General features: G+C 67.1%; 11 protein-coding genes. 9 read left to right on the forward strand and 2 right to left on the reverse strand.

Going from position 1 to position 21,174, the window contains the following annotated elements; translation table 11 throughout:
- Nucleotides 1-966 precede the first annotated feature (966 nt).
- Together ACP93_RS19440 and gshB are read right to left on the reverse strand one after the other, a co-directional pair.
- Nucleotides 967-1,848, reverse strand: coding sequence for an energy transducer TonB family protein (locus tag ACP93_RS19440; RefSeq protein WP_048492313.1), 882 nt, complete (start codon nt 1,846-1,848; stop codon nt 967-969).
- Nucleotides 1,845-2,795, reverse strand: coding sequence for a glutathione synthase (gene gshB, locus ACP93_RS19445; RefSeq protein WP_048492314.1), 951 nt, complete (start codon nt 2,793-2,795; stop codon nt 1,845-1,847). Before gshB ends, ACP93_RS19440 begins: the two co-directional genes overlap by 4 nt.
- A gap of 242 nt (nt 2,796-3,037) precedes the next feature.
- On the opposite strand from gshB, the gene pilG reads away from it, so the two are divergent.
- The 9 genes from pilG (at nt 3,038) to ACP93_RS19490 (ending at nt 21,059) form a co-directional block, all read left to right on the forward strand.
- Nucleotides 3,038-3,439, forward strand: coding sequence for a twitching motility response regulator PilG (pilG, locus tag ACP93_RS19450; RefSeq protein WP_003472648.1), 402 nt, complete (start codon nt 3,038-3,040; stop codon nt 3,437-3,439).
- 17 nt (nt 3,440-3,456) lie between these two features.
- A complete protein-coding gene (locus ACP93_RS19455; RefSeq protein WP_010343242.1) occupies nt 3,457-3,819 on the forward strand; it encodes a response regulator in 363 nt (120 codons plus the stop codon).
- Nucleotide 3,820: 1 nt separating this feature from the next.
- Entirely contained in the window at nt 3,821-4,351 is a 531-nt protein-coding gene (locus ACP93_RS19460; protein ID WP_048492315.1) for a chemotaxis protein CheW, read from the forward strand.
- 40 nt (nt 4,352-4,391) lie between these two features.
- Entirely contained in the window at nt 4,392-6,428 is a 2,037-nt protein-coding gene (locus ACP93_RS19465) for a methyl-accepting chemotaxis protein (RefSeq protein ID WP_048492316.1), read from the forward strand.
- Nucleotides 6,429-6,539: 111 nt separating this feature from the next.
- Nucleotides 6,540-13,823: a hybrid sensor histidine kinase/response regulator gene (locus ACP93_RS19470; RefSeq protein ID WP_048492317.1), complete on the forward strand. Its 7,284-nt coding sequence runs from the start codon at nt 6,540-6,542 to the stop codon at nt 13,821-13,823.
- Nucleotides 13,810-15,165 (forward strand): chemotaxis protein CheB, encoded by a 1,356-nt coding sequence (locus tag ACP93_RS19475; protein ID WP_048492318.1) that lies wholly within the window; start codon nt 13,810-13,812, stop codon nt 15,163-15,165. Before ACP93_RS19470 ends, ACP93_RS19475 begins: the two co-directional genes overlap by 14 nt.
- A gap of 73 nt (nt 15,166-15,238) precedes the next feature.
- A complete protein-coding gene (locus ACP93_RS19480; protein WP_048492319.1) occupies nt 15,239-15,715 on the forward strand; it encodes a chemotaxis protein CheW in 477 nt (158 codons plus the stop codon).
- 138 nt (nt 15,716-15,853) lie between these two features.
- Nucleotides 15,854-20,683 carry an RHS repeat-associated core domain-containing protein gene (locus ACP93_RS22375; RefSeq protein WP_228136096.1) on the forward strand — a complete coding sequence of 1,610 codons (4,830 nt, stop codon included), beginning with the start codon at nt 15,854-15,856 and terminating at the stop codon, nt 20,681-20,683.
- The gene (locus ACP93_RS19490; RefSeq protein WP_048492320.1) at nt 20,670-21,059 is read left to right on the forward strand and encodes an ankyrin repeat domain-containing protein; all 390 of its coding nucleotides are present in this window, start codon (nt 20,670-20,672) and stop codon (nt 21,057-21,059) included. The genes ACP93_RS22375 and ACP93_RS19490 overlap by 14 nt, the downstream gene beginning before the upstream one ends.
- The last annotated feature ends 115 nt before the right edge of the window (nt 21,060-21,174 follow it).

Below are 21,174 nucleotides of genomic sequence, written 5' to 3' on the forward strand. Positions count from 1 at the left end.
GAGTGGTGGGGCGGGGCACGCCGCGCCGACTCGAATCCGCCCGTCCTGGATGATGCGGTGTGCGCGGTAACGTTCCCCCGCTCCATTAACCTTAGTGGGCCGCCATCACAGAAATGCCGCGTCGTTATGTGGGCGGCACCAATGGTTATGTCGTTGACTGTCGGGCGCTCCGTGCGGCCGTACCCTCACCCCAACCCCTCTCCCGGTGGGAGAGGGGCTAGCGCTTCCCTTCTCCCACCGGGAGAAGGTGCCCCGAAGGGGCGGATGAGGGTACGGGCGAAGCCTCGAACTGTTTGCGACCGCCGGGCGCTGTGGGCGGCCGTACCCTCACCCCAACCCCTCTCCCGGTGGGAGAGGGGCTTAGCGCCTCCCTTCTCCCCTCGGGAGAAGGTGCCCCGAAGGGGCGGATGAGGGTACGGGCGAAGCCTCGAATTGTTTGCGACCGCCGGGCGCTCCGCGGCGGCCGTACCCTCACCCCAACCCCTCTCCCGGCGGGAAAGGGGCTTAGCGCTTCCCTTCTCCCTGCGGGAGAAGGTGCCCCGAAGGGGCGGATGAGGGTACGGGCCAAGCCTCGAATTGTTTGCGACCGCCGGGCGTTCCGTGGCGGCCGTACCCTCACCCCAACCCCTCTCCCGGTGGGAGAGGGGCTAGCGCTTCCCTTCTCCCTGCGGGAGAAGGTGCCCCGAAGGGGCGGATGAGGGTAAGGGCGAAGCCTCGAAAGGGTTGCTGCCGCCAGGCGTTCCATGGCGGCCGCACCCTCACCCCAACCCCTCTCCCGGTGGGAGAGGGGCTAGCGCTTCCCTTCTCCCTGCGGGAGAAGGTGCCCCGAAGGGGCGGATGAGGGTACGGGCGAAGCCTCGAACTGTTTGCGACCGTCAGGCGTTGCGGGCGGCCGTACCCTCACCCCAGCCCCTCTCCCGATGGGAGAGGGGCTAGCCTGCTGAGAGGTGCTGCCGTGCGCGCAGCTCAGCGGTCGTCGACCAAGCTGCCGCCGGGCAGGAACACCCAGGTGCGGGTCACCTGCAGGATGTCGATGTTGTCGTCGGTGCGCGGCAGCGGCGGGAACGGCTGCGCCAGCTGCACGATCCGCAGGGCGGCGGCATCGAGCATCGGCACGCCGCTGGAACGCAGGATGCGGCTGCTCTCCAGGCTGCCGTCGCGGCGCACGCCGACGCTGATCACCACCTGGCCGCCGAGCCGGCGCCGCCGTGCTTCGTCGGGATAGTTGAGATTGCCGACGCGCTCGGCGCGGTCGACCCAGGCGCGCAGGTAGTTGGCGTAGGCGTATTCGCGGGTGCTGGCGGAGACGAACTTGCGGTTGGGACGCTTGGCGTACTGCTCCGAGCGCAAATGCACCTCGGCGGCCAGTCGCGCCATCTCGGCATCGCGCTGTTCGCGCTGCGCGTCCACTGGCCGTTGCGGCTCGTCGGTGCGCGGCTGGGTCTGCGCCACCGGCAGCGGCTGCTCGCCGCGCGCGCTGCTGACCACGCGCGGGGTCGGTTCCGGCGCGGCGGCCGCGGTCTGCGCGCGCAGCGCCTGCGGCGCCAGGCCATCCTGACGCTGCGGCACCACGCCCGGCTGGCTGTCGCGTGGGCGCTGGGGCTTGTCGTGGTCGCCGCCGCCCTGCTGATTGGCCTGGGCCAGGAAGTCGGCCTGTTTTGGGGTCAGCGGGGTGCTGGTCTGGCTGAAGATCACGTCCAGGGTCGGCACCAGCGGCGCATCGTCGTCGATCGCGAAGCCCACGCCGAGGATCAGCAGCCCATGCACGATCAGCGACAGCACCAGGGTGGCGCTGAGCCGTTCGCGCTCGCCGATGCGCGGCGCGGGCGTCGCGGCGGCCGCGCTCATCGCGCCGGATAGGCCTCGATGGCGTCGAACAGCAGCCCGGCGATGTTGAGCCCGAACTGCGCGTCCAGCTCGCGCACGCAGGTGGGGCTGGTCACGTTGACCTCGGTGAGGTAGTCGCCGATCACGTCCAGGCCGACGAAGCGCATGCCGCGCCGCTTCATCTCCGGGCCGACCTGGGAGGCGATCCAGCGGTCGCGCTCGCTCAGCGGGCGGCCTTCGCCGCGGCCGCCAGCGGCCAGGTTGCCGCGGAACTCGTCGCCCTGCGGAATCCGCGCCAGGCAGTAGTCCACCGCCACGCCGTCCACCAGCAGGATGCGCTTGTCGCCGGCGCTGATGTCCGGGATGAAGCGCTGCGCCAGGGCCAGCTTGCGCCCGCCGTCGGTCAGCGTCTCCAGGATCACGTTGAGGTTGGGGTCGCCGGTGCCGCTGCGGAAGATCGAACGCCCGCCCATGCCGTCCAGCGGCTTCAGCACCGCCTGGCCGTGCTCCAGCACGAAGGCCTTGAGCGTGGCGGCGTCGCGGCTGACCAGGGTCGGCGGACAGCATTGCGGGAACAGCAGGGCGGCCAGCTTCTCGTTGAAGTCGCGCAGGCCCTGCGGGTCATTGACCACCTGCGCGCCGGCGCGCTGGGCCACGCTCAGCACGTGGGTGTCGTACAGGAACTCGGCATCGAACGGCGGGTCCTTGCGCATCAGCACGACCTGGCCGGGGCCGAAGGTCAGGTCGGCGAAGGCGTCCAGCTCGAACCAGCCGGCCTTGTCGTCGCGCACTCGCAGCGGCGCGGCCTGGGCCAGCGCGCGGCCGTCGCGCAGGGTCAGCCCGCCCGGCCGCACGTAGTGCAGGCGGTGCCCACGGCGCTGCGCTTCCAGCAGCATCGCGAAGGTCGTGTCTTTGGCGATCTTGATGCTGGCGATGGGGTCCATCACCACGATGACATCGAACGGCATGGGGGCACCTGAGAGACTGAGCGGACGATGGTAGCGGGTCGGCGGGGGCGCCGCGCATCGGGTGTCGGGCGCGGCTTCGCGGTGTCGCACGTTATCCGCCAAACTGTGACATAGTTTGTGCTGTTACGTGGTTCAACGCAGACCCGCAGCGGCGGCCTTGACAGTCGCAGCGGGTCTTGGGATACATGGCGTTTCGCAGCGAAGCCGGATCCGATGAAGCGTCGCGCGCTTGGGGGCAAGTGATGAGTGAAAACACGACTGCGGGTGGGGAACTCGCAGGCTTGCGGGTCATGGTGATCGACGATTCGAAAACAATCCGTCGTACCGCCGAAACGTTGCTGAAGCGCGAAGGGTGCGAAGTGGTGACGGCGACCGACGGCTTCGAGGCCCTGGCCAAGATCGCCGATCAGCAGCCGCAGATCATCTTCGTGGACATCATGATGCCGCGGCTGGACGGCTATCAGACCTGCGCGCTGATCAAGGGCAACCAGCTGTTCAAGGCTACGCCGGTGATCATGCTGTCCTCCAAGGACGGCCTGTTCGACAAGGCGCGCGGGCGCATCGTCGGGTCCGAGCAGTACCTCACCAAACCCTTTACACGCGAAGAGCTGCTGGGCGCGATCCGTACATACGTCAACGCCTGACCAGGGGGAAAGGCAGCATGGCCCGTATCTTGTTGATCGAGGACTCACCGACCGACCGGGCGGTGTTCACGCAATGGCTGGAAAAAGCCGGGCACCAGGTCCTGTCCACCGACAACGCGGAGGACGGGATCAAGCTGGTGCGCGAGCAGGCACCGAGCCTGGTGCTGATGGACGTGGTGCTGCCGGGCATGAGCGGCTTCCAGGCCACCCGCGCGCTGTCGCGCGACGAGGCCACCCGGCACATCCCGGTGCTGATCATCAGCACCAAGAGCATGGAGACCGACAAGGTCTGGGGCATGCGCCAGGGCGCCACCGACTACATCGTCAAGCCGCCGCGGGAAGACGAGCTGATCGCCCGCATCAACCAACTGGTGGGCTGACATGCGCTCGCCCTTCGACATCCTCGAGGCCTACGAGCGGCGCAGCCTGGCGCACGCGGTGCAGATGCCCGAACGCGCCTTCGACGACGACGTCTGGCGCGGGGTCGGCTACCGCGTCGGCAAGCGCCACCTGGTGTCGGACTTCCGCGAAGTGGTGGAAATCGTGCGCATGCCGCCGGTCACCCCGGTGCCGGGCGCGCAGCCGTGGCTGCTGGGCGTGGGCAACCTGCGCGGCAACCTGTTCCCGGTGGTCGACCTGAAGCAGTTCCTGGAAGGCGAACGCACCGCGCTGCAGGAAGGCCAGCGCGTGCTGATCATGCGCCAGAGCGGCGGCGACGTGGCCCTGACCATCGACGAGCTGTTCGGCCAGCGCAGTTTCACCGAGGCGCAGGCGGTGGAGGCGGGCGATCTGGCCCAGGGCCGCTACGCGCACTTCATCGACCGCGCCTTCCGCGGCGACGCCCAGGACTGGGGCGTGTTCTCGCTGTCGCTGCTGTCGCGCACTCCCGAATTCCGGCAAGCCGCCGCCTGAGCGCGCGCGCTGCCTCCGCATCGAAGACCGAGGTCGCATCATGAGTACTGCTCCGGACGCCCGCAAGGCCAGCAAGCTCGGCAGCGTGGGCACGAGTTTCTGGCTGGGCCTGCTGGCGTTGTCGCTGGTCGTGTTCGGCGCCAACACCGGCGTGGCCACCTGGCAGGGCAACCGCCTGGCCGGCGCCAGCACCGGTGCGGCCGACCTGCAGGTGCTGTCGCAACAGTTGGCCAACCAGGCCCGCGACGCGGTGTCCGGCAATGCTGAGACCTTCAAGCAGTTCAAGCAGACCAAGGCGAAGGTAGAGAGCACCGTCGCCGAGCTCAATGCACGCTATGCCAACGAGACCGGCGTGTCCGGGCCGTTGCAGACCCTCAACGGCACCTGGGCGCCGCTGGCCAAGAACGCGCAGCAGGTGGTGGACAGCGAACCAGCGGTGCTGGCCTTGGCCGGCAATGCCGACCGCTTCGTCGGCGGCGTGCCGCAGTTGCAGGCGCAGTTGAACGAGGTGGTGCGCGCGATGACCGTCGGCGGCGCTCCCGCCGCACAGATCTACAACACCCTGCAGCAGGTGGTGGTGGCCGGCACCATGGCCCGCCGCGTCACCGAAATGCGCGCCGGCGGCCGCGGTGCCGCCAGCGCCGGCGACGCGCTGGCGCGCGACGCAGTGGTGTTCGGGCAGATGCTCGAGGGCCTGCGCAACGGCAACGAAGAGCTGGGTATCGCCCCGGTGCGCAACGCCGCGGCATTGGCCGCGCTGGAGCAGTCGCAGGCGCAGTGGGCGGAAATGAAGAAGGACCTGGACGCGCTGCAGGCCAGCTCGCGCAGCCTGTTCGCCGCGCAGTCCGCCGCGGCGGCGCTGACCGCCGGCTCGGGCAAGATGCTGGAGGACAGCAAGAAGCTGTTCGACGCGTTCTCCGCGTTCGGCTCCACCCGCGACACCCGGTGGTTCCCGAACTTCTGGCTGGGCGTGATCTCCGGCCTGCTGGCGCTGCTGTCGATCGTCGGCTTCGTCTGGACCACGGTGCGCAGCCGCAGCCGCGAGCAGGAAATCCGCCTGCAGACCCAGGTCGAATACAACAGCCGCAACCAGCAGGCGATCATGCGCCTGCTCGACGAAATCAGCTCGCTCGGCGAAGGCGACCTGACGGTCAAGGCCTCGGTCACCGAGGACATGACCGGCGCCATCGCCGACGCGATCAACTACGCCGTCGACGAACTGCGCCACCTGGTGACCACCATCAACGACACCTCGGCCAAGGTCGCCGTGTCCACCGAGGAAACCCAGGCCACCGCGCGGCAGCTGGCCGACGCGGCAGGGCATCAGGCCGAGCAGATCGGCTCGGCCTCGGTGCGCATCAACGAAATCGCCGCCAGCATCGAGCAGGTCTCGCGCAACTCCACCGAATCGGCGGAAGTGGCGCAGCGCTCGGTGGTGATCGCGGCCGAAGGCGCCGGCGTGGTCCGCGAGACCATCCAGGGCATGGACCAGATCCGCGACCAGATCCAGGAGACCTCCAAGCGCATCAAGCGGCTGGGCGAGTCGACCCAGGAGATCGGCTCGATCGTGGAACTGATCAACGACATTTCCGAGCAGACCAACATCCTCGCGCTCAACGCCGCGGTGCAGGCCGCCTCGGCCGGCGAGGCCGGCCGCGGTTTCGCCCTGGTCGCCGACGAAGTGCAGCGCCTGGCCGAACGCACCTCCGGCGCCACCCGCCGCATCGAGGGCCTGGTGCAGACCATTCAGGCCGATACCAACGAAGCGGTCAGCTCGATGGAGCAGACCACCTCCGAGGTGGTGTCCGGCGCGCGCCTGGCCGAGGATGCCGGCACCGCGCTGACCGAGATCGAGCGCGTGTCCAACGCGCTCAACACCCTCATCAAGAACATCTCCATCGCCGCGCACCAGCAGTCGGCGGCGGCGATCGACATCACCCAGACGATGGACGTGATCCGGCAGATCACCGGACAGACCTCGCAAGGTGCGGGACAGACCGCCGAATCGATCGGCCGCCTGGCGCAACTGGCGGCGGACCTGCGGCGCTCGGTCGCCGACTTCAAGCTGCCGGCGTAAGCGGGCCGGAACCGGGTGGAAGGAAGCGCACATGACGTACCGTGAACAACTCCCGCATGCCGTCGCCGCGCTCGCGCGGCACGGCGCGTGCCCGGCCGCGGAGACGCGGCGATGAGCGCGCTGCGCGATGCGATGAGCCATGCCGCGCTGGGCTGGGTCAAGCCGGAACTGGACGAGACCCTGCGCCAGGTGCGCGGCGAGATCGAAGCCTTCGTCGAAGAACCGGCCGACACCGGCCGCATGCGCTTCTGCGCCGGCTACCTGCACCAGGTGCAGGGCACCTTGCGCATGGTCGAACTGTACGCGCCGGCGATGGTTGCCGAGGAACTGGAGCTGCTGGCGGTCGCCGTGCAGAACGGCCAGGCGGCCGACCGCGACGAGGCCTGCGCCACGCTGATGCGTGGCACCGTGCTGCTGCCGGACTACCTGGAGCGCCTGCAGGACGGCCATCGCGACATTCCGATCGTGCTGCTGCCCTTGCTCAACGAGATCCGCGCTGCGCGCGGCGAAGCCGGCCTCAGCGAGGGCGCGCTGTTCGCGCTGGCGCCCGATGCCGCCGCCGCCACCGAGGCCGAGCTGGACCACGCACGCGGCAGCCTCGCCGGGCGCAACCGCGAGCTGCTCGACACCGTCGGCACTGCGATCAAGGAAGAACTGCTGCGGGTCAAGGACGCGCTGGACCTGCACCTGCGCACCGGCGGCGACGTCGCCGCGTTACAGGCCCAGGTCGACGAGCTGGGCGGCGTCGCCGACACCCTGGGCGTGATGGGCCTGGGCGTGGCGCGCAGCGTGGTGGTGCAGCAGCGCGACGCGCTGCGCAGCATTGTCGACGGCGCCCGCGCGGCCGACGAAGGCCTGCTGCTGGATATCGCCGGCGCGCTGCTGTACGTGGACGCCTCGCTCGACGACCAGGTCGCCTACCTGGGCGCCGGCGGCGACGTGCAGGACGAGGCCAGCGCCGCCGAGGCGCGGCGTACGGTGGAGGTGCTGGCGCACGAGGCGATCGCCAACTTCGGCAGTGCCCGCGAGCATTTCGTCGCCTTCATCGAGACCAACTGGGACCATGCGCGCCTGGACGAAGTGCCGCGCCTGCTCGGCGAGGTCGCCGGTGCCTTGCGCATGCTGGAGCTGCCGCAGCCGGCCGACTACCTGGAAGGCGTGCGCCGCTATGTCGCCACCGAACTGATCGGCAAGCGCCGCGTGCCCAGCGGCCGCCAGCTCGACACCCTGGCCGACGCGATGGCCAGCCTCGAGTACTACCTGGAAGCGTTGCGCGAGCGTCGCCCCGGGCGCGAAGAAATTCTCGACATCACCCGCAGCAGCCTGGAAGCGCTGCGCTACTGGCCGCTGCCCGACACCGCGCCGGCCGTGCCGGGCGTGTTGCCGAGCGGAAGCGAGGCGACCGAATCGGTCGCGCCGCCGCCAGTGGCCGCTGATCCCACCGTCGAGTCCGCGCCGCCGTCCATCGCCGCACCGGCCGCGCCGGCCTGGGATCTGGCGCCGGCCGAGGACGTGCCGGAGACGATGCCGCGCACCCAGGACGCCGCGTCGTCCGCCCCGCAGGCGCCGCAGTGGAGCTTGGCGACGGACGAACACGATGCCGCGGCCGAACACGCCTCCGCGCCGGCCGACGACGTGCGCGACGCGCGCGAGCAGGAATCCGCGGCACCATCGCAGGCGCTCAGTTTCGATCCGGTCGCGGCCGAACAGGACAGCTGGACCGGCACCGCCGAGCCGCTGCACATCAGCCTCGATTCCCTGGTGCTGGAACAGGACGCGTTGCGGTCGGAGACGCCGCCCGCGTTCACGCAGGAAGACGAAGCTGCAGCCGTTCCCGCGGCGCCCGCGTCCGATGTTGCCGGTTTCGATCCGGTGGCCGCCGAGTACCCGGATGAGGCGCAGGCCGATGTGCCGGCCGCGTTTGCCGAGCTTGGCGAACACGACGATCCCAACCTGATCATCGTCGACGCACCGGTTGCTGCGGAAGATACCGACGCGTCCAGGCCACCGCTGATCATCGAACTGGAAGACGCGCCGGCGTTTGTCGACGCGCCGAACATGGCCGATGAGGCACATGCACTCGATTGGCATGCCGCCCCGGCGTCGCCGGACCAGGAGGCAGCATCTGCGCTGCCCCCGGATGCGGCCGAGCTGGCCGACGCCGACGCCGACATGGCGCATGGCGAGCGCCCCGACGCGGCACGGCAGGCTGAGTCCTCCGACGCCGGTGCCGACGCAGAAGACGCCGCGCATGCGATTCCGAGCGAGATCACGCAGGTCGCCGCCACCGACGTCGCAGGCGGGACCGATTCTCACGCTTCCCAGGATGGCCAGGCGCATGCCGATGCCGACCTTGCCAGCATTGGCGACGAAGCGCACACCGACGCCGTGGCCGCTGCGCCGTCGGCGCCGGGGCATGCCACGCTGGACGCCGAGGAACAGGCGACGTCCGCGCCGGTCTCGGAACACGCTGCTCCCACGACGCCGGTGTCGGACGCCGAAGCCGCGTTCCTCGCCGATCTGGAGGCGGCGGCCGCGCAGTTCGATGTCGCCACCGCCACCAGCGATGGCGAGTCTGCCGCCGCCACGTCCGCCGAAGCGCAGCATGCCGCGCCCAGCGCCGCACCTGTCGCCTCCGCTCCCGCCGTCGAGGCGGGCTTCATCGACGGCGAAGGTGAGATCGACGAGGAAATCCGCGAGGTGTTCCTCGAGGAGTTCGACGAGGAACTGGTCAATCTCGGCACGCTACTGCCGGCCTGGCGCGCCGCGCCCGGGCACATGGAAAGCCTGCGGCCGATCCGCCGTGTGTTCCATACCTTGAAGGGCAGCGGCCGCCTGGTCGGCGCGCGCGTGCTCGGCGAGTTCAGCTGGAAGATCGAGAGCATGCTCAACCGCGTGCTCGACGGCTCGCGCCCGGCCAGCCCGGCGGTGGTCGCCATGGTCGAGCAGGCCTACGCGGTGCTGCCGCAACTCAATGCCGCACTGCGCGGCAACGGCACGGTGCAGGCCGACCTGGACGCGATCCAGGCGGTGGCCGAGCGCATCGCTGCCGGCGAGGACGCGTTCTATTTCGCCACGCCGCAGGCCGCGGCCGCGCCGCGCGCGGGCACGCCGGCGTCGGTGGACAGCGTGCTGCGCGAGATCCTCGAAGCCGAGGTCGCCACTCACTTGGAGACCGTGCATGCCTGGCTGCAGCACGCGCCGCAGCCGGCCACCGAAGCGCTGCTGCGTGCAGTGCACACCATGAGTGGCGCGTTCGCGATGACCGACGTGCCGGAGATCACGGCGGTCACCGGTCCGGCCGAGAGCTACGTCAAGCGTGCGCTGGCCGCCGGCAGCGTGCCCAGCGCCGAAGGCGTGCGTGCGCTCGAGGACGCGGCGCGCGCCATCGCCGCCACCATCGCGGAACTGCAGGCGCCGTCGCCGGTGATTCCGCCGTTCACCGACCTGGCACAACGCCTGCGCGCACTGGTGGAGACCCTGCCGGAAGTGCAGTGGCCGCCGATCGCGCACGACGAGGACGACGAAGACCTGTCCGCGTCTGCACAGGGCGACACCGGTCTGGATGCGCAGGCCGTGCAGGCGGTGGAACTCACCGCGGCCGACGACTTGTCGGCGTTCGTGGGCGACGCCGTGCATCTGCACGAGACGCTGCCAGCGGACGAAGCGGTCGATCAGGCAGGCGAAAGTGCGGCGGACCAGCATGTCGCCGATGCCCATGCGGATGTGTCGTCCGCACCGGCAGAAGCCAACGCCACCCTCGATGCCGATGCCGAGGCGGCTACGTCGGCATCGGGGAGCGAGCATCTGCTGCCTGCTGCGGATGCGTCCGCGCAGGAGCAGCCGCCGAGCAAGGACGCGGCACCGGTCGAAGAACTGGTGGCGCCCCATGACGAGTACCAAGCCGACGAACAGGCGGCATTGGCACAGGACGGTCGGCTCGACGAGCTGACGGTCGAAGCGCCACTGAGCGCCGGGCAGGTGCCGGCCGAGCCGTCGCCGGAGGCGTTGGATTCGGGGACAGAGCAGGACGCGATCGTCGATGCGGTCGCCGACGATGCCGCGACCGTCACGACGACGGACGCGCAAGACGTGCAGGCACCGTCGCAGGAGAGCGAAGCGCATGGCGCCGAGAGTCGCCAGGACAAGGTGCAGGCTCACGAAATGCAGGACGCGTCCGTCCACGCGCAGGATGCCCAGGCATCCGATCACGCGGCAGCGGATGGCCATGCGGCCGACGCGCAGGCGGGCGACACCCAGGATGCGCGCGTGCAGACGCAAGATGCGCAGGCGCCGGATGGCACGACAGTGGGCCGCGATGCCGCGGACCAAGTGACCGAAGCGCAGGCCGACGACACCCAGGATGCACAGGCGGAGGAGTCGCAGGCAGCGGATCACGACGCTGCGCACGGCGACGCAGACGCGTCCGCCGACGACACCGCGGACGCGCACGAGCAACAGCTCAACGAGGACGCGCCCGCGATTGGCCTGCACCAGCAGCCGCTGGCGCCGTCGAGTGGTTGGCGCCACGATGGCGTGGCCTCGGCCAACGACGATACCGAGGCTGCCGCCGAGCATGGCGACGCGACGCCGGATGCCGCAGCGCCTGTGGACGAGGCAACGCACGAGGGCGATGCGGCTTCGCTCGCCACACACGCGGTCGGCGAACACACCGACACCGAAGCGCTTGCCGAACACGTCGAGCCGACCGGTGGTGCAGCTGATGGCGCGCCGCACGACGCCGCCACCGAAACGGAGCACGCCGCGCACGCGGCGCCGTCCGACGTCGATGAAACGACGGAAGCGCATCATGCGGCGTTCGACGAAGCGCCCAACGTGCCGCAGGACGCCGCCGATCAGGGCGACACGGCCACGGCGGCCGATGCCGACGCGGCATCGGCCGAACACGCCCACGAAGCGATCCACCCGCACGCGCCGGAGGCAGCCGTACCTGCGCTGTCCGACGCCGACGCCGCGCATGCCGTCGCCGATGGCGCGCGGCCCGATCTGTCGGCCGTCGATCTCGGCCCGCTGGACTTCGCCGACCTCGATCGCGAACTGGTCGATATCTTCGTCGACGAAGGCAAGGACCTGCTCGACCACTGCGATCGCCTGATCGCCGAGTTGCGTGCCGCGCCGCAGGACCGCGACGTCCTCGGCGGCCTGCAGCGCGATCTGCACACGCTCAAGGGCGGCGCACGCATGGCCGGGATCAACGCCATCGGCGACCTCGGCCATGGCATTGAGTCGTTGCTGGAGGCGGTCGCCGCCCACCGTACCGAGCTCGACCGCCAGGACGTGCAGTTGCTCGAGCGCGGCTTCGATCGCCTGCACCAGTTGTTGACCCTGACCGGCAACCACCGCGCGGTGGCGATGCCGCAGGACCTGATCGCTGCGTTCGACGCGCGCACGCATGGGCAGTCGTCCGTCGCCAGCGGCGACGCCGAGACCGCTGCCGCCGCGCCCGCCATTGCAGCCGACGCTGCCCTGTCCGCCGCGGCCCTGGCGGCCGTATCGGCGCCACTGTCGGCGCCGCTGCCGGTGGACGGCGCGCCAGACGAAGAGTCGATGCTCGCGCGGCCGATGCAGGAACAGGTGCGCGTGCGCGCCGATCTGCTCGACCGCCTGGTCAACAATGCCGGCGAAGTGGCGATCTACCGTTCGCGGCTGGAGCAGCAGTTGGGGGCGTTCCGCGGCGCGATGGCCGAACTGGACCGCACCAATGCGCGTCTGCGCGACCAGCTGCGGCGCCTGGACCTGGAAACCGAGGCGCAGATCGTCGCCCGCTACCAGCGCGAACAGGACCAGGCCGAGCAGAGCTTCGACCCGCTGGAGCTGGACCGCTTCTCCACGCTGCAGCAACTCAGCCGCGCGCTCAACGAGTCCGCGGCCGACCTGGGTGGCCTGCAGGGCGTACTCGACGACCTGGCGCGGCAGTACGACGGTCTGCTGCAGCAACAGTCGCGCGTCAGTTCGGAACTGCAGGACGGGCTGATGCGCGCGCGCATGGTGCCGTTCGACGGCCTGGTGCCGCGGCTGCGGCGCGTGGTGCGCCAGGCCGCCAGCGAAACCGGCAAGCAGGTGCACCTGAGCCTGGAAGGCACCCACGGCGAACTCGACCGCAACGTGCTCGACCGCATGGTCGCGCCGTTGGAACACATGCTGCGCAATTCGGTTGCGCACGGCCTGGAAGCGCCGGAACAGCGCCGCGCCGCGGGCAAGGCGGAGGAGGGCAACATCGCCATCCGCCTGCGTCGCGAAGGGTCGGAAATCGTGCTGGAAGTGGCCGACGATGGCGCCGGGCTCGACCGCGAGGCGATACGTCGCCGCGCCGAGCAGCGCGGGCTGATCGCCGCCGACGCGGTGCTGTCCGACGACGAACTGGATGCGCTGATCTTCGCGCCCGGGTTCAGCACCTACGACCAGGTCAGCCAGTTGGCCGGCCGCGGCGTGGGCATGGACGTGGTACGCAACGAAGTGCGCCAGCTCGGCGGCTCGGTGGACATCCACTCGGTGCGTGGCCAGGGCGTGACCTTCACCCTGCGCCTGCCGCAGACCCTGGCGGTGACCCAGGCGGTGTTCGTGCAGATCGGCGACACCACCTTCGCGGTGCCGGTGGCGTCGGTCAGCGGCATCGGCCGCATCGGCCGCGAACGCTTCGAGGCCGGCACCGGCGGCTACCGCTACAGCGGCGAGGAGTACGCCTTGCACGACCTCGGTTCGCTGGTCGGGCAGGCCCCGGCGCGCGCCGAAGGCCAGGCGCAGGTGCCGCTGCTGCTGGTGCGCGCGGGCGACCTGCGCGCGGCCGTGGCGATCGACCAGGTGCTCGGCAACCGCGAAATCGTGGTCAAGCCGGTCGGCCTGCAGATCGCGTCGGTGCCCGGCATCTACGGCGCCACCATCACCGGCGATGGCCGCGTGGTGGTGATCCTCGACATCGCTCCGCTGGTGCGTCGCTTCCTGGCGCAGCCGTTGCGGCCGGTGGTGGAGGCGGTGCCGACCGAACAGCGCCGCGTGCCGCTGGTGATGGTGGTCGACGATTCGCTGACCATGCGCAAGGTCACCGGCCGCGTGCTGGAACGGCACAACTTCGACGTGGTGTCCGCGCGCGACGGCGTCGAGGCGCTGGAACGCCTGGAAGAGCGCGTGCCCGACCTGATGCTGCTGGACATCGAGATGCCGCGCATGGACGGCTACGAACTGGCGACCGCGATGCGCGCCGATCCGCGCTACGCCGCCGTGCCGATCGTGATGATCACCTCGCGCAGCGGCGAAAAGCACCGCCAGCGCGCCTTCGAACTGGGCGTGCAGCGCTACCTCGGCAAGCCTTACCAAGAGTTGGATCTGATGCGCAACGTCTACGACCTGCTGGGGATCGCCCGTGTTCGCGAATGACGGCGACGCCACCTCCACGCCGGTCGCGTTGCTGGCCCGCCCCGGCAAGGCGCGCGAGCGCCTGCGCGAAGCCCTGCACCTGGTCGGCGCGGCGATCGTGCTGGAAGACGATCCGGGCGCGATCGACGCGCAGACCCTGGCCGATGCCGCCCCCAGCGCGGTACTGATCGCGCTGGAGCCGGCGATCGAGGACGCACTGGAGCGGCTGGATGCGGCGCTGGCACTGCCCGGCGTCACCGTGATCTTCGACGAAGCCGAGCTGGCCGCGCGCCGCGAAGGCTGGGAAGCGCAGCGCTGGGCGCGGCATCTGGCGGCCAAGCTGCAAGGCCACCAGGACGTGCTGCCGCCCGGCCGCGAGACCGAGACCGGCCTGCAGCCGGAGCCGGGCCTGCCGGCGACGCCGGCGCAGTTGCACGAGGACGCGCCGATCGGCCTGCATGTCGACGAAGCCGCTGGCTTCGCCGCGACCGTGCCGGAAGACGGCGTCTACACCTGGCAGCCGCCGGCCGACGTCGCGCCGGGTTTCGAAGAACTGCAGTTCGCGCGCGCCGAGGCCGCTGCCAGCGAAGCGTCTGCGGCACCGGCTGCAGCGTCGGCTGCAGCGTCGGCTGATGATGCGACACCGGCTGCGTCCGCAGCCGCACCCGCGGCGCTGCCGGCCAGTGCCTGGTCGCTGGTCGATGACGACGCGCCGCTGAGCGCGCCGCAGCCGCGCGAACCGCAGCGCAGCGTGCAGTTCTCCACCGAAGGCCTGTCGCTGGTGGCGCTGGACTCTGAGGAGTCCGCATCTCCAAGTGGCCCCGGCGCCCGCGCCGACGTCGCGCGCGGCGCCGTGCTGGTGATGGCCGGCATCGGCGGCCCCGACGCGATCCGCCGCCTGCTCGCTGCACTGCCGGACAACTTCCCGCTGCCGCTGCTGGTGCAGTTGCGCCTGGACGGCGGCCGCTACGGCAACCTGGTCAAGCAGATCGCACGCGTGTCCGCGCTGCCGGTGCTGCTGGCCGAGGCCGGCGAGCCGGTCACTCCCGGCAACGTCTACATCCTGCCCGACGATGTCGGCGTGCAGGGCAGCGCCGGCCTGCGCTTCGTTGCCCAGGACGCCGGCGCCTCCGTGGTCGCCGGCCTGCCGGCCGCGCACAGCGCGGTGCTGCTGCTCAGCGGCAGCGATCCGCAGCAGGTTGAGGCCGTGTTGGCACTGGCCGCGCAGGGCGCCTGGGTGGCCGGGCAATCCGGCGACGGCTGCTACGACCCCGCCGCCGGTGCGCAACTGATCCTGCAGGGTCATCCTGGCGGCGATCCGGCGCAGCTGGCCCAGGCCTTGACCGCGCGGTGGAGCGGCTGAGCGAGGCGGCACACGCCATTCACCGCCGAGCCCGCATCGCGCGTTTTTTCCGCTTCCAGGACGAAGTCACTCCATGAGCAGCTACGCCAGCAACGACGAAATCCGCGGTGTCCTCATCCTGGCCGGCAGCGAGCGCGTACTGCTGCCCAACGCCACCATCGCCGAAGTGATGTCGCGCGTGCCGGTCGAACCGCTGCCCGACGCCCCGCACTGGCTGCTCGGCCAGATCGCCTGGTACGGCTGGAAAGTACCGCTGGTCTCCTTCGCCCGCCTGACCGGCCTGGGCGCCGACACCGTCGCCGCCAACAACAAGATCGTCGTGCTCAAGGCCCTGGGCGGCAACCCCGACCTGCCGTACTTGGCACTGCTCACCCAATCCTTCCCGCAACTGATCTCCGTCCCCCGCGACGGCCTGCTCGCCGACGCCTCCGAAGAAACCCTCCCGCCCGGCGTGCACATGCGCGTGCTGCTGGGCGAGCAGAGCGCGTTGTTGCCCGATCTGGAGGCGATCGAGGGGATGGTGGTGGAGCGGTTTGTGCTTGCGGGATGACTCTGTGTTTTTAATAAAACACCAGATGTAAGTTGGATTTAATCCAGGCTTGTGAAACCTGGCGTTCGGTGTCAAAAATTCTCCACGCCAATCTGGCCGGCAGCATGCTGCTTTCATTGAGTGAAAGGAATCGTGGCTATGAAGTTGAATTTTTCTATCGTCGCGTTGTTTTTGGTGGCGTTAGTTCTATGGCTTGTTCCTTCGGTGAATCTGCATGCGCAAGCTTCTCAGTACTGCTATGGCGAATCGTGTTTTGCCAGCCTTCCCGAGGCCGAGTCTTACATGCGCAGCCAGGCAGACCATGGGGCCTATCTGGAACGTTCGGGCTCGAGCATAAAAAATACTGGAAGTAATTCTCCATCTCTTGTTATCTCTTATACGGTTAACGATCGGCCTCCTGTCCGATTTTACGAGCCAGGGTATAGTAATGGCTCGAGTTCGCCAGGTGGTACTCCGTCTTGTTCAAAAGCGGATGATCCCTATTTTGGATATGGAGGCATGTGCGCAAATGAGGCGGAAATGAATGAGGAGTTCCTCGCCTATATGCGCCAAGCCTATGCCGGCTGCTCATTCAATAACGAAAGTTACGAAGGCTCCTACGGCGAGCCTTTTGTTTTTAGTAGTTCAGTGGGTGGGCATGGGCAGATAAGCTTCGATACTCCACAAGGAAGATGGTTCCATTACGATACACAATGTCCAAGTTGGCCGACCAGCGATCCGCGCAAAAATGAATTGCGGAAATTTCAGAACTTTGATTGTGAAGCGGGTTTTTGGCCAGTCTGGGGGTATAATCCGCAATATAATAACTCCGGAAATCCTGACTACATCGCAATTTGGCCAAATCTATGCACTGCAGGCCAGGTTTATGCTTCCATCGAAGTGCGGTCGCCTTTAGGGATTACGCAGACATCATCGTGTGCCGCGAATTTGCATCCGTGCTTTCCTGCAACAGGCGATAAGTTGCGGGTAGAAGAGGATTTCGAATTTGCGGGTCGCCCCTTTGCGCGTTATTACCATTCTCTGCAGCAGATTCAGGTCTCTGACACCATGGCCCAGGGCTGGGGTCATTCTTATTTGGAGAAAATTGGTTACGATGGATTGCCTTATCTGATGTCGGCAGAGGGCTACTTCGAAAAATTTTTGCTGTTGTCCGATAATACCTATCGTGGTTCTCGTAATGAGGCCGACCTGTTGATCCGTCAGGGTAATGCCTGGCTGCTCAAGCGGGCTGGTGGAGAGCAACGGACTTACAATGCAGATGGCTTGTTGGCGAGCATCTTTTTCCCGGCGGCACCCGGCCGGAGTGTGACATTGTCCTACCAGAAGGGGCGCTTGCTTCAAGTGGTGGATGGCTTGGGGCGCACCTTATCGTTCTATTACGAAAACGGCTTGCTTTCCGCCATTGCATTGAGCGACGGAAGCAGTGTGCACTACGAGTACGATACAGAGCGTAACCTCGCTGCTGCCGTGCGCCAAGATGGTAGTCGTCGTACCTATGTTTACAATGAGTCTGGCGCTGCGCCGGCATCGATACGTCATTTGTTGACGGGAATAGTGGAGGATGGCGTGCGTTATGCCTCTTTCACTTATGTCGATGACGGCAAGGTCGCCTCGAGTGGCTTGAATGTCGATGCCGGTATGGTCGAGAAGACGATGTTGAACTACGTCGACAACGGCACTGTTGTGGTGACTCAGCCTAACGGGACCGACTATCAGTACGCCATCGGCGCGGGTGCGTTTAGACAAGTCATCGGTATTTCTGGGCCAAATTTATCTGTTTCGCGGACGTTTACTGCTGATGGGCGCCTGGCGGCATCCGTCGATGGAAATGGCGTGCGTAATACCTGGTCCTATGACGAATCCTTGAGTAACGGCGGTTCGTCTATTACCGAAGTCGAGGCGGAGGGTAAAGCGCAGCAACGCACACGCACGCGGATGCGTGACGCCAATAATCAGCTTGTCCAGTTGCAGTCTTCCACTTCGCAGGGCGTTAGTTCCATCATCCGCTATGTCTACTCGGCGGATGGTGCCTTGGCTGCGCAGTGCACGATTGACCCAAGTAGCGCGAGCGCTGTGGCTTACAATTGTGGTTCCGCGTCGGCACCGCAAACTGGTGTTCGTCAGCAGTTGCTTACGTATTGCTCAGCGGACGACGTCACTGGGAACACTTGTCCAATGGCAGGGCTGCTGAAGCAAAAGAGCGGTCCGCGTACAGACGTCAACGACGCCGTCACCTTCACCTATTACCCGACCGATGACAGCACCTGCGCCACATCCCCGACCACCTGTTCGCACCGCAAGGGCGACTTGTGGAAGGCGGGCAATGCGCTCGGCCAGGTCACCGAGTACCTGGCCTACGACGGTGCTGGCCGCGTGCTGTCGGCGAAGGACGCCAATGGCGTGGTCACCGATTTCACCTACCACCCGCGTGGCTGGCTGACCGCCAGCAAGGTGCGCGGGTCCGACGACAGCAGCGAAAGTGACGATCGCATCACCACGATCGACTACTGGCCGACCGGGCTGGTCAAGCAGGTGACCCAGCCCGATGGCGCGTTCACCCGCTTCACCTACGACGCCGCGCACCGGCTGACCGATATCGCCGACAACGCCGGCAACACCATCCACTACACCCTGGACAACGCCGGCAACCGATCCAAGGAAGACACCAAGGACACGTCCGGCACGCTCAAGCGGACCTTGTCGCGCGTGTACAACCAGCTCGGCCAACTGGCGACACAGGCCACCGCGCAGGGCGATCCGACCGACTTCGGCTATGACGGCAACGGCAACACCAAGACCGTCACCGATGCGCTGGGTCATGCCACCCATAACGATTACGACCCGCTCAATCGCCTGGCGCGTACGCTGCAGGACGTGGGGGGCATCGCCGCCGAGACCACCTTCGGCTACGACGCCCTGGACAACCTGACCAAGGTCACGGATCCCAAGGGCCTGGACACCACCTACGCCTACAACGGCCTGGGCGACCTGACCAAGCTCACCAGCCCGGACACCGGCAGCACCACGTATACCTACGACAGCGCCGGCAACCGCGCCACCCAGACCGATGCGCGCAACATCAAGACCAGCTACGGCTACGACACGCTGAACCGGCTGACCCTGGTCACCTATCCGACCACCAGCCTCAACGTCAGCTACACCTATGACGTCAGCCAGAGCACCTGCGCCAGCGGCGAAACCTATGGAGTCGGCCGCCTTACCCGGATGCAGGACGGCAGCGGCAGCACCGACGACTGCTACGACCGCTTCGGCGATCTGGTGCGCAAGGTGCAGACCACCAACGGCAAGGTGTTCGTGGTCCGCTACGCCTACACCAAGTCCGGGCAACTGAGCCGCCTGACCTACCCGGATGGGGCGGTGGTGGACTACGTGCGCAACGCCCAGGGCCAGACCACCGAGGTTGGGGTGACCCCGCCTGGCGGCAGCCGCCAGGTGCTGTTGAACCAGGCGACCTACTATCCGTTCGGCCCGGTCGCCGGCTGGACCTACGGCAACGGCCGGCCAATGCAGCGCGTGCTGGACCAGGACTACCGCCCGCTGGCGGTCAACGACACCCGCAGTGACGGCCTGGCGGTGGGCTTCGCCTTCGACCCGGTCGGCAATCTCAGCGCGCTGACCGCGCCGGGCAACACCGCACCGGTCATCAAACTGGACTACGACCCGCTGGGCCGGCTGACCGCGTTCAAGGACGGCCCGACCGATACGGTGATCGACGGCTATAGCTACGACGCCACCGGCAACCGCCTCAGCGCCAAGGTCAACACCACCACCCAGACCTACACCTATCCGACCACCAGCCACCGCCTGAGCAGCGTGGCCGGTACCGCACGCAGCTACGACGCGGCCGGCAACACCACGGCCATCGGCGGCACCGCCGTGCAGTACGTCTATGGCGCCAATGGGCGGCTGACCCAGGTCAAGCGCAGCGGCACGGTGGTAGCGAACTACGCCTACAACGGCCGTGGCGAACAGGTGCGGCGGGTGGGCAAGACCAACGTCTACACGCTGTACGACGAGAGCGGCCACTGGCTGGCCGACTACGACAACAACGGCGCGGTCGTGCAGCAGGCGATCTGGCTGGACGACCTCCCGGTCGGCGTGCTGGCCAAGACCACGCTGCGTTATGTGCAGCCGGATCACCTTGGCACGCCGCGCGCGGTGATCGACCCGGTCCGCGACGTGGCAATCTGGCGCTGGGACCTGAAGGGCGAAGCCTTCGGTACTACTGCTCCGGACCAAGACCCGGACAAGGACGGAACCGCCTTCGTGTTCGACATGCGCTTCCCGGGGCAGCGTTACGACGCGCTGAGTGGGCTCAACCAGAACTACTTCCGCGACTACGAGGTGGGTACGGGTCGGTATGTGCAGAGTGATCCGATTGGATTGGGCGGTGGGTATTCAACTTTTGGTTATGCCTTGGCACGACCAATAAGCTCGTCTGACATGAGTGGCCTACAAGTCGTTCTTCCTCCTTTGTATTGGGCCACGCCCGGTCCTATTTCGCCCGGAGGTCGTTATGACGATTCATCTGGAGAAGATTTGGCCGGGACATATCGGGATCCACGGATGAGGGCGCCGACTTCCTCTGAAGTGCTATCTGGCATCTTGATGGCAGGTGTGGATTTTTATAATTTGCCTATTTTCGGGGGTAACGGCTACCTGGCAAATAATGCATCCGATGATTCGGCGCGCAGAAAAGAAGAGTATAGTGCATACAAAGAGTTTCAACGGTCTGGCTATCAGCGCGATCCTGATCATTGTAAGGAGTTAAGGAATCGAATTAATTTTTTGAAGGCGCTGAATTCCATGCGCCAGACTTGGGACGCCTCTTGGCCTCATCCCAATTGGCCAGAGGGCAGGCATGCTAAGGCTATTTCGGAGGACGCTGAGACTATTAGGCGGCTTGAACAGCAATACAGGATGCAGTGCCCAAATGAATGCTCATGATGAATCGTTCCTGGATTCGGTTCTTGCTAAGTTTAGGATGATGGCAATGTTTGAGGGCTATCAGGTGGAGGGGCCTGATAGTCCTGGAATGGATGGGGACACGCCATTGCACGTTGCAGCAATGGATGGAAATTTTGAGGCTGTCAAGATATTTATTCCATTTGTAAAAAATATTGATGTTGGCGGTGGTATTGGTAATACTCCTCTTCATTATGCTGTAATGTGGAACCATCCGGAGGTAGTAAGACTTCTTTTGAAGCATGGCGCGGATATCAATCTGCAGAACGACTATGGGGACACGCCGATGAGCTTGATGAAAGGTCGGGCGTGCTTCGACGCAATCTTGCAGGAGCAGGCGGGCCGAGGTGCTCACTGATGCAAGCAGGTCATTCAATCCCATCCCGCTCTGCCGCATGATGTAAGGCAACACGCACGCCATCCCGCGCGCCCTCCCAACGCCGGAGCCTTCCCATGCTGCAACGTCGCCACTT

The sequence above is a fragment of the Xanthomonas sp. NCPPB 1128 genome (assembly GCF_001043115.1).
In the GTDB taxonomy this organism is placed as follows: domain Bacteria; phylum Pseudomonadota; class Gammaproteobacteria; order Xanthomonadales; family Xanthomonadaceae; genus Xanthomonas_A.

Bases quoted from the DNA above. Each gene is read 5' to 3' on its own strand.
- ACP93_RS19470 (WP_048492317.1), top strand. From the start codon at position 6,540: ATGAGCGCGCTGCGCGATGCGATGAGCCATGCCGCGCTGGGCTGGGTC.
- pilG (WP_003472648.1), top strand. From the start codon at position 3,038: ATGAGTGAAAACACGACTGCGGGTGGGGAACTCGCAGGCTTGCGGGTC.
- ACP93_RS19480 (WP_048492319.1), top strand. From the start codon at position 15,239: ATGAGCAGCTACGCCAGCAACGACGAAATCCGCGGTGTCCTCATCCTG.
- ACP93_RS19490 (WP_048492320.1), top strand. From the start codon at position 20,670: ATGAATGCTCATGATGAATCGTTCCTGGATTCGGTTCTTGCTAAGTTT.
- ACP93_RS22375 (WP_228136096.1), top strand. From the start codon at position 15,854: ATGAAGTTGAATTTTTCTATCGTCGCGTTGTTTTTGGTGGCGTTAGTT.
- ACP93_RS19440 (WP_048492313.1), bottom strand. From the start codon at position 1,848: ATGAGCGCGGCCGCCGCGACGCCCGCGCCGCGCATCGGCGAGCGCGAA.
- ACP93_RS19455 (WP_010343242.1), top strand. From the start codon at position 3,457: ATGGCCCGTATCTTGTTGATCGAGGACTCACCGACCGACCGGGCGGTG.
- ACP93_RS19460 (WP_048492315.1), top strand. From the start codon at position 3,821: ATGCGCTCGCCCTTCGACATCCTCGAGGCCTACGAGCGGCGCAGCCTG.
- gshB (WP_048492314.1), bottom strand. From the start codon at position 2,795: ATGCCGTTCGATGTCATCGTGGTGATGGACCCCATCGCCAGCATCAAG.
- ACP93_RS19465 (WP_048492316.1), top strand. From the start codon at position 4,392: ATGAGTACTGCTCCGGACGCCCGCAAGGCCAGCAAGCTCGGCAGCGTG.